Here is a 14,704-nt window from a genome sequence, read left to right on the forward strand (position 1 = left end):
TATTAGCCTCTTTTCCAACGCGTGCCTTGTGCTGTATCTTCGAGGATGATATTTCTCGCTTTCAATTCGTCACGAATCTCATCCGCTCTTGCAAAATCACGGTTTTTCCTTGCATCGATTCGCTGTTGGATCAAGCTTTCAATTTCCTCATCCAATAGTTCTTCCTCGGCGGTAAGGGACACACCGATAACAGAAAATAGTTCTTCAAACTGGGCAATGAAAGCCTGCAACACTTTTTCAGATGTATTTTTCCCGTTTAAGTAAAGGTTGGCTTGTTTCGCCATATCAAACAAAACTGAAATGGCATTGGCTGTATTAAAATCATCATCCATTACTTGAATGAATTCATTTTTAAATCCTTCTACTTTTTCTGTCCATTCTACATCATCAGTTGCAAGGTCTGCTGTATTGTCCAAACGATGCTTTAAGTTAGCGTAAGCTGTTCGAATACGGTCCAGGCCGTTTTTGGTGCTTTGCAGCAGCTCCTCATTATAGTTGATTGGATGGCGATAATGGACGGAAAGCATAAAGAAACGCAATAATTGCGGGTCATGCTTTTTGATGATGTCATGAACCAATACGAAATTACCAAGCGATTTGGACATCTTTTCATTATCGATATTAATATACCCATTGTGCAACCAATAGTTAGCAAATGTCTTACCTGTCAACGCCTCGGATTGGGCGATTTCATTTTCATGATGCGGGAAGGACAAATCCTGTCCACCGGCATGGATATCAATGGTGTCTCCAAGATATTTGCGCGCCATTGCCGAGCATTCGATATGCCACCCAGGTCTGCCATTCCCCCATGGACTTTCCCAATAGATTTCACCCTCTTTTGCCGCTTTCCATAGGACAAAATCAAGTGCATCTTGTTTCTTATCTCCTACTTCAATACGAGTTCCAAGCTGAAGGTCCTCTATCGGTTGATGTGAAAGCTTTCCATACTCCTTAAACTCGCGGGTTCTGTAATAAACATCTCCACCAGACTCATAGGCATATCCTTTTTCAATCAATGCTTCAATGAACTCTATAATAATGTCCATGCTTTCTGTCACTCTTGGGTGGACAGTTGCTTGTTTGCAACCCAGAGCTGAAACATCTTCGTGGTAGGCTTCAATAAAACGTTGGGCAATGGTCGGCACATCTTCTCCTAATTCATTTGCAGCCTTAATCAGCTTATCATCCACATCCGTAAAATTAGAAACGTAATTCACTTCATAGCCGCGGTATTCTAAGTATCTTCTGACCGTATCAAACACGATTGGCGGTCTTGCATTCCCGATATGAATGTAGTTATATACGGTCGGTCCGCACACATACATCTTTACCTTGCCCTCTTCAAGCGGGACAAACTTTTCCTTTTGACGTGTTAATGTATTATAAAGATGAATGGTCATCTATTTTCTTCCTCTCTTTTAAAAGTAGCAGTTCATTTTGCAGGCGGGCTATTTGATTTTCCAATTCCACAAACCTGTCACCTGTCGGATCTGGCATTTCGTGGTGATTCAAATCTCTTTTCACCTTCACTCCATCTTGTATGACAATCTTTCCTGGTATGCCGACAACTGTTGAGTTGGCAGGTACGTCCTTCAATACGACCGACCCCGCTCCAACTTTGGAGTTTTCACCGATTGTGATGGAACCCAACACTTTGGCACCAGTAGCAATAAGTGCGTTGTCCTGTATGGTAGGATGTCGTTTTCCTTTTTCTTTCCCGGTACCGCCGAGAGTTACTCCTTGGAAGACAGTAACATTATTCCCAATTTCACAGGTTTCTCCTATGACAACTCCCATTCCGTGGTCAATAAAAAATCTGCGGCCGATTTTGGCACCTGGATGAATTTCGATTCCGGTGAAGAACCGGCTCACTTGAGAGATGGCTCTTGCTATGAAGAACATTTTTCTTTTAAAGAATGCATGTGCAATCCGATGTGCCCATACAGCATGAAGGCCGGAATAGGTTAGGATTACTTCGAAATAATTTCTTGCAGCTGGGTCTTGTTCAAATACCACTTCTATGTCTTCCTTTAGTGTGCGAAACATGGAGCACCTCCTTTCTTCTGTCCATAAGTGTTTATCAAAAATAAAAACGCCTCCGTGTCATTGACACAGAGACGCTTATGGCGCGGTTCCACTCTGTTTGGATATGGGTTGACTTATAGAAGGACCCATATCCCCACTTAAGCCTCGTAACGGGAGGTTGCCGCTGTCACTTACTCAGCTTTAAGGCCTTTTAGTAACAGACTCCGAGGTGCATTTCAAAAAGGTCATCACATGAATCGCTTGCAGCCATGGCGATTCTCTCTGGAAAGGATGTACCTTTTCTACTCTCCTCTTCAACATTCATCTATGGTTATCTCGTTTAAAAATATGTTAGTTCTATCATATTATGTTTTACGTAAAATGTTAACCGATTAGCTTTGACAATCTTGCTAAAACTGTATCTTTTCCTAGTAGATGGATCGTTTGCGGCAGGTCACGACCATGTGTTTGGCCAGTCGTTGCCACACGGATCGGCATGAACAACTTTTTCCCTTTATGACCCGTAGCTTTTTGAACAGCTTTCGTTGCAGCTTTGATGTTGTCTACAGAGAAGTCCTCCATCTCTTCCAATTCCTTATGGAAGGCAACCATTACTTCTGGTACTTGTTCTTCAGCCAGGACAGCTTTTGCTTCTTCGTCGTATTCAATATGCGTTTGGAAGAACATATCCGTCAATTCCACAATTTCCGCTCCAAAACTCATCTGCTCTTGGTAAAGTCCGATAAGTTCTTTCGCCCAAGCCTTCTGAACCTCTGTCATTATTTCTTCCAGACGACCTGCTTTTATTAGGTGCGGCAAGGAAAGATCAACAAGTCGTTCCAGGTCCATTGTTTTAATGTATTGGTTATTCATCCACGTTAATTTGTTTGTATCAAATACCGCTGGTGATTTGGATAAACGAGCAGTGTCAAAAATCTCAATAAATTGCTCCTTGGAGAAGACTTCCTCTTCGCCGACTGGAGACCAGCCAAGCAAGGCAATAAAGTTGAACAAAGCCTCAGGCAGATAGCCAAGCTCCTCATATTGCTCAATAAACTGGATGATGGACTCATCACGTTTACTTAATTTTTTACGACTTTCGTTCACTATTAACGTCATATGACCAAATACAGGAACATCCCAGCCTAATGCTTCAAAAATCATGATTTGTTTAGGTGTGTTTGAGATATGATCGTCACCACGAAGGACGTGAGAAATCTGCATCAGGTGATCATCCACAGCTACCGCAAAATTGTAAGTAGGTGTTCCATCCTTTTTCACGATAACAAAGTCACCAATGCCATCCGACTCAAAAGATACGTCACCTTTTACCATGTCTTGGAACTTAATTTCTTTTCCTTTTGGCACGCGGAAGCGAATGCTTGGTTCTCTTCCTTCTTCTTCAAATGCTTTTTGCTCTTCTACAGTTAAGTTGCTATGCTTGCCAGAGTAGCTAGGGTTCTCTCCACGGGCAATCTGTTCTTCGCGCTCCGCTTCCAGTTCCTCTTCCGTACAATAGCATTTATAGGCAAGCCCTTTTTCTAAAAGCTCATTATAAAATTTGGTGTAAATTTCATTACGTTCTGATTGGCGGTATGGGCCATATTCACCACCGACATCGACGCTTTCATCCCAGTCCATTCCAAGCCACTTCAAATATTTCAGCTGGCTTTCTTCTCCGCCTGCGATATTACGTTTTTTGTCTGTATCTTCAATACGAATGATGAATTTCCCGTTTTGGCTGCGTGCAAACAGGTAGTTGAATAGTGCGGTTCTGGCATTTCCTATATGTAAGTGCCCTGTTGGACTTGGGGCATATCGTACACGAACTGTCATGTTTTGTTACCTCCATTTTCCGTCGGCTTTCGGGCCCGGACGGTTTTTAAAACTAAGCATTATTTTAACATAAAAATGCTGGAGCACGTAGCTATTTCTTTCTATGGTTTTGTTATAACGCCGCTGTTGATTTCCGCAAATGGCTTCGCTTTCCTAGGGGCGCTGCTGGAGCCTCCTCGGCTTACGCCTGCGGGGTCTCCACCTAGCGCTATCTCCCTCAGGAGTCTTCGCCTTTTGCTCCAATCAACAGCTAGATATCACGTCTTACAAAAACTATCTCTTTATTAAGAGGACGGCTGCTTGGGCGGCGATTCCTTCTTCTCTGCCGGTGAAGCCGAGCTTTTCGGTGGTTGTGGCTTTTACATTGACTTGTTCCACGTCCGATTCTAGTAGTTCTGCTATTCGTTTGCGCATCGGTTCGATATGTGGAGCCATTTTTGGTTTTTGTGCAATGATGGTACAGTCCACATTTCCAAGTGTATAGCCTTTTTCTTTTACTATTGCCCATACCTGCTCCATTAAAACAGCGGAATCTGCATTTTTGAATGCCGGGTCTGTGTCTGGGAAGTGTTTTCCGATATCTCCTTCTCCAATTGCGCCTAAGCATGCGTCGGAGATTGTATGTAATAGTACGTCCGCATCTGAGTGTCCTAGCAGCCCTTTTTCATAAGGGATGGTGATGCCTCCGATTATTAGTGGTCTGCCTTCTGCAAACTGATGTACGTCAAAACCTTGTCCAATTCGAAACATAGTGCACCTCATTTATCATAGAGTATTATTTTTGTAAAAAAGCTTTTGCAAGGATTAGATCTTCTGGTGTGGTTAGTTTGAAGTTTTCGTATTCGCCTTGTACTATGTGTACCGGCACTTGGATACGTTCTACGAGACTTGCTTCATCGGTCCCTAAATAGTTTTCTGTTTTTGCTTTTTCGTGCGCGGCTTTCAGGATTGGATACCGGAAAGCTTGAGGCGTTTGGATGGACCATAAGCTGGATCGCTCCACCGTTTCTTCCACTATTCCCGCCACGCTAACACGTTTTATCGTATCTTTAACAGGCACACCTACAATTGCAGCTCCATCTTTGGACGCTTTTTCCACCAGATTGTGAATGACGTCCCGAGAAATGAAAGGCCTTGCTCCATCATGAACAAGTACAATTTCTGCTGATTGAAGCGATGTAAGCCCATTATACACGCTATCCTGTCGCTCATCTCCACCAAGGACCATTTCTTTTATTTTAGGTACCGGGTATTGGATAAGAAGTTCTTTGAATATATCTTTTTCTTTTTCATTGATGACTAGTTTAATCTCTTTACACCATGGGTCCGCTTCAAAGACGGAGAGGGTATGTATGATGACAGGTTTCCCCTCAAGCTCGATGAACTGCTTGTTTTTCCCTGCTTTCATCCGCTTTCCTTGTCCTGCTGCTAGTACGATTACTTGGTAGTTCATTGTTTTACTCTCCCGTGAGTGTTGTTTTTTCACAAAATAACTTATACCCTCTAAGCATAGCTTAAGAGGGTAAGAGTATGTTATTGGAGGTTGTCGTTTCACCTCCGCTGATGATTTCCGCGCCAGGCCTCGCCTTTCGCTTCATTCATCAGCTATGGTATTTGAATTCCATAGGTTTTACTTATAACGCAGCCCGTTCTAGTTGTTTGGGCTTGGCAAAGATCATTCGTCCGGCAGATGTCTGGAGGACGCTTGTGACTAGTACCTGGATGTGCTTGCCGATGTAATCACGGCCTTCTTCCACTACAATCATGGTACCGTCATCTAAATATGCGACACCTTGATTATGTTCTTTTCCGTCTTTAATGACTTGTACAGTCAACTCTTCGCCAGGAAGAACGACCGGCTTGACCGCATTGGCAAGATCGTTGATATTTAACACTTCAACATTTTGGAGCTCACATACTTTGTTTAAGTTAAAGTCATTGGTAACTACTACACCAGAGGTCAACTTTGCTAGCTTCACAAGCTTAGAATCCACTTCCTGGATATCTTCAAAATTCCCTTCATATATCTCTACTTTTATCGCTAATTCTTTTTGAATTCTGTTTAGAATATCTAATCCACGTCGACCACGATTTCGTTTTAATACATCGGAAGAATCAGCGATATGCTGAAGCTCTTCTAGAACAAATCGCGGAATGACGATTGTTCCTTCTAGAAAACCAGTTTGGCATATATCGGCCACCCTGCCATCAATAATAACGCTCGTATCCAAGATTTTCAGCTTCTTTGAGGATAAATCCAACTCATCATCTTCTACTGATTTTTTCTTACCAAATTTTGAAGAGATGGAAAATAAACTTACCAATTCATCTCGCTTCTTAAAGCCTACTTGAAAACCAAGGTATCCTAATAAAATGGTAATGAAAATAGGGAAAATGGCACTGACAAAAGGGATTCTCTCCAAAGGAATAACTGCTAGATACGCAACAATCAGTCCAAAGATAAGTCCTAGACTACCAAATAACACATCGGTAACAGGCGCTTTCACTAAAGATTCCTCTATCCATTTAATGAATCCTACAACATAATCCACTAACCAAAAAGTAAGGATAAAAAATATAATTGCTCCTAAAATAGCAACAGTATAAGGCTTCGTAAGAAAAGGGATATCCCCTAGATCCAAGAGAGAAAACAGCTCGGGAATGAAAAAGATCCCCAGTGTTCCGCCAAGGATTAAAAAGAATAGTTGAACCGTACGCCTTAACATTGCCTCACCTCCCTTTATTCATTATAAACAGTTTCCATTAAATAAAACGTCGAAAAAACTTTTAATTTACTTTTGTAAGGATTTTGTCACATTCCTGATTTTACGGCTTACATTTGACGGTCTATTAATAGCTGATCTTGTATTCGTTTTAATCCCTCTTTGATTTTTCGCGCTCGCACCTCACCAATCCCGTCCACTTCATCCAGTTCCTCCACGGTTGCATGAAGGATATGCTTTAAATTCCAGAACTTGCAGACAAGGTTTTCAATGACAAGCGGCGGAAGTCTCGGGATCTTATGCAATACTCTATATCCTCTTGGCAGGACAATTTCATCCGGATTCATAAACCCAGAATACCCTAGCATCTTCAGGATAACAGCATCGTCCAATAGATCGGTATTAGCCAACTCCTGCAATCTTCTTAAAATCATAAACGCATCCATCTCTTTATCCAGACAATAATCTTTTATAAGTAGAATCGCTTCTTCTTCAATATGAGCAAGTAGTTCTGTCATTTGTAGACGGATGAGTCTGCCTTCCGTCCCAAGCTCATTTATATAGCTTAGTATTTCATTTTTTATGCGGAGTACCATTTCTATACGATGTATCACCTGTAAAAGTTCTGATAATGATACTTGTTCTTCAAATTCCAAGGCACCTAAATTGGTAATACCTTGATCTAGTACTGTTTTATATTTTTCCAACGTTTGAATCGCTTGGTTTGCCTTCGTAAAAATAACCCCGATATCACGCAATGCATAACGAAAATCGCCTTTATACAATGTAATGACATTACGGCGCTGAGATATCGCTACCACAAGACATCCTGTCTGCTTAGCCACACGTTCTGCTGTTCGATGTCTCATTCCTGTTTCCGTTGAAATGATGGTGGAGTTAGGTGTCAATTGAGCATTGGCATACAATATTTTCGTCCCTTTTTCATTCAGGATGATGGCACCATCCATTTTGGCCAATTCATACACGTAGGCCGGACTGAATGGACAATTGATGGAAAACCCGCCGTCTACCATGTCTTTCACTTTATCATTGAATCCCACCACCACAAGTCCGCCGGTTTGGGATCTTAGAATATTGTTGATTCCTTCCCGAATAGGTGTTCCAGGTGCGATAAACTGTAACGTATCTGCCATTATTTTTTCTTTCTGCCGTTGTTCTTCCATCTCTATCCCCCTAGAGTATATTGAAGAGCCTGTTCAATGGTGTTAACGCCAATCACATTAACCTCTTTTGGAATGGTCCATCCTCCCAGATTTTTCGCGGGTATGATCACTCGTTTGAATCCAAGCTTTGCCGCTTCTTGAACTCGTTGTTCAATGCGGGAGACCCGTCTGATTTCACCTGTCAGTCCCACTTCTCCTATCACCACATCTGTTGGTTCAGATGTTTGGTTACGGAAACTGGAGGCAATGCTGACCGCTACTGCGAGGTCAATGGCTGGTTCATCGAGTTTAACCCCTCCTGCCACTTTCAAGTAGGCATCCTGGTTTTGAAGCAACAGTCCCACTCTTTTTTCAAGCACCGCCATGATGAGAGATACCCTGTTATGGTCGATTCCTGTTGCCATTCTTCTTGGATTCCCATAACCTGTTGGAGAAATCAATGCCTGGATTTCCACCAATACGGGCCTTGTACCTTCCATTGATGCTACAACCGTGGAACCTGCCGCTCCTTTTGAGCGTTCTTCTAAAAAGATTTCTGACGGATTCTTTACTTCCGTCAGCCCCTCTTCCTTCATTTCAAAAATACCAATCTCGTTCGTGGAGCCGAATCTATTTTTCACCGAACGCAAGATGCGATATGTGTGGTGTCTTTCTCCTTCAAAATACAACACAGTGTCCACCATATGCTCCAAAAGGCGCGGTCCTGCAATAGAACCTTCTTTTGTTACATGACCTACGATGAAGACAGCAATATTTTTAGTCTTAGCAATCCGCATCAACTCAGCCGTACATTCTCTAACCTGTGACACACTCCCTGGAGCGGAGGTAACAGCAGGATGATAAACAGTTTGTATGGAATCGACAACAAGCAAGGTTGGTTGTACATCGTCTACTGCTTTTGCAACAAGCTCAAAGTCCGTTTCTGATAAAACAAACAGTTCTTCTGCCTGTACTCCTAATCGATCTGCCCGCAGCTTTGTTTGCTGAACAGATTCTTCCCCCGATATGTATAGGACACGATGTTTTTTTAATGCCAATTGAGAGCACACCTGCAACAACAAAGTAGACTTTCCAATTCCGGGGTCTCCCCCAATAAGAACAAGTGACCCTTGGACCAATCCGCCTCCAAGCACTCTATTGCACTCTTCCATATCTGTATAAATCCTTGACTGCTTTATATTTTCCACTTTCGTGATGGATTCCGCTTTTCTTGCCAGTGTAGATGAGGACGTCGTAAAACCTCCGCGCCTTGGCGTCCTTGACTCTTCAAGTTCCTCCACCATTGTATTCCAAGCATTGCACCCGGGACATTTCCCCATCCACTTAGGAGACTCATACCCGCATTCCTTACACATAAACTTTGTCTTACGCTTTGCCATCCAAAAATCCTCTCTATATTAACAATAATCTTTATGAAAAGAGTATAATAAAAATACCATTGTTTTCCTTCTTTTATGATACCTTATTTCACATAACTTACGCTAATCTAAACCATTGGAAAATACAAGAAAGGAGGAAAGCCCTTATATCAAGAGCTAACCTCCACTTCTATTCAGCCATGTAAAACGACCATCAACCTTATTTTACTTTTTCCACATCACGGACAACAAATTCTCCGTCTACCACATCTAATGAGATTTTCTTGCCTTTCTCGATATTTCCTTTTAACAGCTCTTCTGATAGTTTATCTTCCACGTGCTTTTGGATGGCACGGCGCAACGGTCTTGCACCATATTCCGGATCATAGCCTTCTTCTGAAATCTTTTCTTTTGCAGCATCTGTCAGCTCCAAGTCGATATCCTGTTCTTTCAGGCGTTTCGTTAGCTGCTCAGATAGCAACGTTACAATTTCTTTCAAGTGTGTCTTCTCTAAAGAGTGGAACACAATCATTTCATCAACACGGTTTAGGAACTCCGGACGGAACGCCTTTTTCAGCTCATCCATTACTTTCCCTTTCATGTCTTTATAGTTCTGGTTCTCATCCTGTACATTGAAACCTACATATTTGTTGCGTTTTAAGGCATCTGCACCAACATTCGATGTCATAATAACAAGCGTGTTGCGGAAGTCTACCGTGCGACCTTTCGAATCTGTCAAACGGCCATCCTCTAACACTTGTAGTAGAATATTGAACACATCAGGATGTGCCTTTTCAATTTCATCTAACAGAATAACAGAATACGGTTTGCGACGTACCTTCTCCGTCAATTGGCCGCCTTCATCATATCCAACATAACCTGGAGGGGAACCAACAAGACGGGAAGTTGAATGCTTCTCCATATACTCGGACATATCAATACGAATCATCGCATCCTCGTCACCGAAGATAGATTCAGCTAGGGCTCTTGCAAGTTCCGTTTTACCTACCCCAGTTGGTCCAAGGAAAATGAAGGATCCTATTGGACGCTTCGGATCTTTCAAGCCAGCACGTGCACGACGAACAGCTTTCGATACAGCTTTAACTGCTTCATCTTGCCCAATGACACGGGAGTGCAATAAAGATTCCATGTTTAACAGTTTATCTGTTTCTGTTTGTGCCAGTTTAGATACCGGAATTCCCGTCCAGCTTGATACCACCATCGCAATATCTTCCACTGTCACCTCAGAATTCTCTTGTCCTTGTTTTTCTTTCCACGTTTTCTTTGTTTCTTCTAATTGTTCACGAAGACGTTGCTCTGTATCTCTTAAGGAAGCCGCCTTTTCAAACTCCTGGCTCTGTACGGCAGCATCTTTCTCGTTGCGAACGGTTTCTAGCTTCACCTCTAACTCTTTTAAGTTCGGAGGTGTTGTAAAGGAACGAAGTCGCACTTTGGATCCTGCTTCGTCAATCAAGTCTATCGCTTTATCTGGCAGGAAGCGGTCAGAAATGTAACGGTCGGAAAGTTTAACCGCCTGCTCAATCGCTTCATCGGTGATAGATACACGGTGATGGGCTTCATAGCGATCGCGAAGTCCTGTCAAAATCTGAATGGACTCTTCTGTCGTCGGCTCATCCACCTGGATTGGTTGGAAGCGTCGTTCAAGTGCTGCATCTTTTTCGATATATTTACGGTACTCATCTAGCGTGGTTGCACCGATACACTGCAACTCTCCACGGGCCAAGGATGGCTTTAAAATATTGGATGCGTCAATGGCGCCCTCTGCACCACCTGCACCTATCAAGGTGTGAAGTTCATCAATGAAAAGAATGATGTTACCAGCTTGACGGATCTCATCCATCACTTTCTTCAGGCGGTCCTCGAACTCCCCGCGATATTTCGTACCAGCAACAACCGTACCCATATCCAATGTCATAACGCGCTTATCACGAAGGATTTCCGGAACTTCGTTACTCACAATTTGCTGTGCGAGTCCTTCAGCAATGGCCGTTTTCCCCACTCCAGGTTCCCCAATCAATACCGGATTGTTTTTTGTTCTTCGGCTAAGTACCTCAATCACACGCTGGATTTCCTTGCTTCGTCCGATAACAGGATCAAGGCTGCCTTCACGCGCGACCGCTGTTAAATCCCTTGCCAAGCTATCTAAAGTAGGTGTATTCACATTGGCAGATGCACCACCTTGATGTCCTCCGGAAGACTCGTTGCTTCCCAGCAATTGCAACACTTGCTGGCGAGCCTTGTTCAAACTCACTCCCAAGTTATTCAATACGCGTGCCGCCACACCTTCACCCTCGCGAATCAAGCCAAGCAATACATGCTCTGTTCCCACATAGGAATGACCAAGTTTACGTGCTTCATCCATGGATAGCTCAATTACCTTCTTCGCTCTTGGTGTATAGTGAGGGATAGACTGTCCGCTGTCCTGACCTCTACCAATGAGGTTTTCCACTTCTTTTTGAATTTTTTCAGGTCCCAGTCCAAGGGCAATTAGCGCTTTCGCAGCAATCCCTTCCCCTTCTCTAACTAGTCCAAGCAGGATATGTTCTGTTCCAATATTATTATGGCTTAGGCGCAATGCCTCTTCTTGTGCCAATGCCAATACTTTTTGCGCTCTTTCTGTAAATCGACCAAACATCATATCCAATCGCCTCCCGAATATTTTATCTATTTAATCGCATTCTTTCCCTAATCAAGCTAGCCCGGCGAACATCTCTTTCATTTGGCTTTAATGGTCCTCCAGCATATTGTTGCAAGAAGCCCGGTTGAGTTAATATCATTAATTCATTCAAAATGGATCTGGAAATGTCGGTGATATAGCCTAAATCTATACCAAGCCGCACATTCGACAAACACTTTGCCGCCTCTTTCGTCTCCATTACCCGGCTATGTGCCAGCAACCCGTATGAGCGAAATACCCTATCTTCTAATTGTATGTTCGAAGTTTTGACTAATGCTTCCCTGGCAGAGCGCTCTTGTGAAATAAGTTGATGCACAACACCCATAAGATCCTGGACAATATCTTCTTCTGACTTACCAAGTGTCATTTGGTTAGATATTTGAAAGATGTTCCCTAAAGCTTCGCTGCCTTCCCCATAAATTCCTCTAACAACTAATCCCAATTGATTAATTGCCGGAACAATTCTGTTCATCTGCTGAGTCAACACCAATGCGGGCAAGTGCATCATGACGGAAGCGCGCAGCCCCGTCCCCACATTTGTCGGGCAACTCGTTAAGTATCCTCGTTTTTCATCAAACGCATAATCAATCTTTTCTTCTATCCAATCATCCAATGAATTAGCCACCTGCAACGCTTCATTTAATTGAAGTCCGGGAAACAAGCATTGTATCCTGATATGATCCTCCTCATTTATCATAATGCTCACTTCTTCATTCGGTGATAACAAACATGCTCCAAATGCCGAATCCTCCGCCAGTTGTGGACTGATTAAGTGCTTTTCTACCAGCACTCTCTTCTCTAAGGCATTCATTTCCTCCATAAGGAGAAACTCTAGCTCCCCAAGATCCTGGAACTCCTTTTCCCCAAAATGCTGCCTCATGATATCCACTATCTGTTGAGCTTCCTCATTGCTAGACACTGTCGGAAACTGCATCTTTTCTAAATTCCTAGCAAGTCGCACCCTACTACTAAGGACGATATCTGAATCCGGACCCTCCTGCTTCATCCAAGAGCTGACCGCATTATTCAAAAAGTGTTCAAGAGACATCTACTGCTCCCCCTCTCTTTTTTCACTCAATTGCCTTTCCAATTCTCTGATTCTATCTCTAGTATTCGCCGCACTCTCGAATTCTTCCTGTAAAATAAGCTCTTGTAATTCCTCTCTAAGCGAATCTATTTCTTTCCTTACGTGCATACTCCCGCCGATTCGTTTCGGTATTTTCCCTGCATGCACCGTGTTTCCACTATGCAACCTTTTTAATATAGGCTGCATTTTGTCGGAGAAAGTATGGTAACACTCAGAACAACCAAACCGGCCTATTTTCGTAAACTGCGGAAATGTCATCTTACATCGCTCACACTGTAAGATCTTCCGTGGCTCAAGGTCTTCCTGTTGTGGATTGGAAATGGCGTGTTCCGTATTTAACAATCCAGCGATCAGGTTATTAATCGAAAAACCTGAACCACCCGTAAACAATGACATACTGCCTTTTTCTTGAGCACAATGCTCACATATATGAATCTCGGATTTTTCTCCATTAATTATCTTCGTAAAATGCAAAGCAGCCGGACGCTCATTACATTCTTGACATACCATTTTCATCCCCCCTACCGATACTTCAGTGTAGTCAGCATGGCTGTTAACATCCTTGCCCGCAACTCATCTCTTTCAGGCAGGCCCAAATATAAAACAGAGCGATCCATGACACTTACCATTATCTTCGCCTCCCTAGCGGAAATCACCTTCTCTTCCACCAACCGAAAGATTACATCCTCCGCACTAGCTTGGGAAACTCTCACATCTATCAGTTCTATAAGCTGGTCGATTAATTGCAAATGGTCATGCGGCTTAATTTTGATAATCCTAATATACCCGCCGCCCCCACGCTTGCTCTCCACCAAATATCCTCGTTCAATCGTAAACCTAGTATTAATCACATAATTAATCTGAGAGGGCACACATTCAAACTTATCTGCTATCTCACTTCGTTTAATCTCAGCAGAATTCTCCCTGCTGCCCTCTAACACCTGTTTCAAATAATGCTCAATGACATCAGATATGTTCCTCATGCTATCCTCCTATCTGACCTTGACTATCTTTGACTATATGTAAAATATATAAGACCTTCCGAAAAAATTCAATAGATAACCTTTCGCTAAAAACTGTCATTCTGGCGCGTTTGGGGTGTCTTTACGTCAATATATGTAGGGTATTGGATATAGGGAGCGTTTCTTACAAAATAATCTCTCTCAAACAGAATTCCACTTTTGTGTGGTGTTTAAACGTCAATTGGTCAAAATTGTTCAAAAGAATTATTTGGAGGTAAAGACGTCTGTTGGGAGAGATGTAGTAGGTCCTTTTAAGACTTTTAGAAATTGCTGGGGACTAACGGGGCGCAAGAATCTCGTTAGAATGTGGGTAGAGGTAGAAACCTTGGATAGGGGTTTCTGGTTGTGAAGGGCTTTATAACAACAATGGTTAAGACGGAATTTCTACTTTTGAAGGGCTTTATAACAGTGATTAAGATCTATATTATAAAATTCCCCCCTCTTACATGTCCTTAAAACCTCCATGAAGACATTCTCCATGAAAATTTCCCCTTTAAAGTGTCTTCATACTCATAATGAAGACACTATCGAGCAAAATTTTCCCTCAAAAATGTCTTCATCCCCCTGATGAAGACACTCTCACTAAATTTCCCCCTCCCAAGATGTCTTCATTCACTTAACTCCCCCCTCTGCCTACACTCATGAAACACAAAAAAACCAGCGCCTAAGTTAATAAGCACTGGTTTCTTATAAATTTGCCTGGCAACGTCCTACTCTCACAGGGGGAGATCCCCCAACTACCATCGGCGCTGAAGAGCTTAACTTCCG

General features: G+C 42.7%; 12 protein-coding genes, 1 rRNA gene and 1 other annotated feature. All 13 genes read right to left on the bottom strand.

All coding sequences use genetic code 11. The features are described 5' to 3' along the window. Window positions 1–2: 2 nt before the first annotated feature. Window positions 3–1,403: a cysteine--tRNA ligase gene (gene cysS, locus HC179_RS10580; RefSeq protein ID WP_168864277.1), complete on the bottom strand. Its 1,401-nt coding sequence runs from the start codon at window positions 1,401–1,403 to the stop codon at window positions 3–5. Continuing rightward, window positions 1,384–2,049: a serine O-acetyltransferase gene (gene cysE, locus HC179_RS10585; RefSeq protein WP_168864278.1), complete on the bottom strand. Its 666-nt coding sequence runs from the start codon at window positions 2,047–2,049 to the stop codon at window positions 1,384–1,386. Before cysE ends, cysS begins: the two co-directional genes overlap by 20 nt. Before the next feature lie 64 nt (window positions 2,050–2,113). Next, window positions 2,114–2,355: a binding site (T-box leader), on the bottom strand. A gap of 57 nt (window positions 2,356–2,412) precedes the next feature. Further along, a complete protein-coding gene (gltX, locus tag HC179_RS10590; protein WP_168864279.1) occupies window positions 2,413–3,864 on the bottom strand; it encodes a glutamate--tRNA ligase in 1,452 nt (483 codons plus the stop codon). Window positions 3,865–4,137: 273 nt separating this feature from the next. Beyond that, entirely contained in the window at window positions 4,138–4,614 is a 477-nt protein-coding gene (gene ispF, locus HC179_RS10595; RefSeq protein WP_168864280.1) for a 2-C-methyl-D-erythritol 2,4-cyclodiphosphate synthase, read from the bottom strand. A gap of 25 nt (window positions 4,615–4,639) precedes the next feature. Further along, a complete protein-coding gene (gene ispD / locus HC179_RS10600; RefSeq protein WP_168864281.1) occupies window positions 4,640–5,317 on the bottom strand; it encodes a 2-C-methyl-D-erythritol 4-phosphate cytidylyltransferase in 678 nt (225 codons plus the stop codon). Between the two features lie 181 nt (window positions 5,318–5,498). Further along, the gene (locus tag HC179_RS10605) at window positions 5,499–6,590 is read right to left on the bottom strand and encodes a PIN/TRAM domain-containing protein (RefSeq protein ID WP_168864282.1); all 1,092 of its coding nucleotides are present in this window, start codon (window positions 6,588–6,590) and stop codon (window positions 5,499–5,501) included. Window positions 6,591–6,697: 107 nt separating this feature from the next. Beyond that, entirely contained in the window at window positions 6,698–7,771 is a 1,074-nt protein-coding gene (gene disA, locus HC179_RS10610; protein ID WP_148990090.1) for a DNA integrity scanning diadenylate cyclase DisA, read from the bottom strand. Window positions 7,772–7,773: 2 nt separating this feature from the next. Then, window positions 7,774–9,150: a DNA repair protein RadA gene (gene radA, locus HC179_RS10615; RefSeq protein ID WP_010191450.1), complete on the bottom strand. Its 1,377-nt coding sequence runs from the start codon at window positions 9,148–9,150 to the stop codon at window positions 7,774–7,776. Window positions 9,151–9,349: 199 nt separating this feature from the next. Next, window positions 9,350–11,788, bottom strand: coding sequence for an ATP-dependent protease ATP-binding subunit ClpC (gene clpC, locus HC179_RS10620; RefSeq protein WP_060666628.1), 2,439 nt, complete (start codon window positions 11,786–11,788; stop codon window positions 9,350–9,352). Between the two features lie 22 nt (window positions 11,789–11,810). Next, window positions 11,811–12,875 (bottom strand): protein-arginine kinase McsB, encoded by a 1,065-nt coding sequence (gene mcsB / locus HC179_RS10625; RefSeq protein WP_148990087.1) that lies wholly within the window; start codon window positions 12,873–12,875, stop codon window positions 11,811–11,813. Further along, window positions 12,876–13,424 carry a protein-arginine kinase activator protein McsA gene (mcsA, locus tag HC179_RS10630; protein ID WP_168864283.1) on the bottom strand — a complete coding sequence of 183 codons (549 nt, stop codon included), beginning with the start codon at window positions 13,422–13,424 and terminating at the stop codon, window positions 12,876–12,878. Window positions 13,425–13,435: 11 nt separating this feature from the next. Then, entirely contained in the window at window positions 13,436–13,897 is a 462-nt protein-coding gene (locus tag HC179_RS10635) for a CtsR family transcriptional regulator (RefSeq protein WP_148990085.1), read from the bottom strand. Window positions 13,898–14,633: 736 nt separating this feature from the next. Beyond that, window positions 14,634–14,704, bottom strand: a 5S ribosomal RNA gene (gene rrf / locus HC179_RS21350); the annotation flags it as partial.

The sequence above is a fragment of the Bacillus sp. RO1 genome (assembly GCF_012524115.1).
Classification (GTDB): domain Bacteria; phylum Bacillota; class Bacilli; order Bacillales; family Bacillaceae_I; genus Sutcliffiella_A.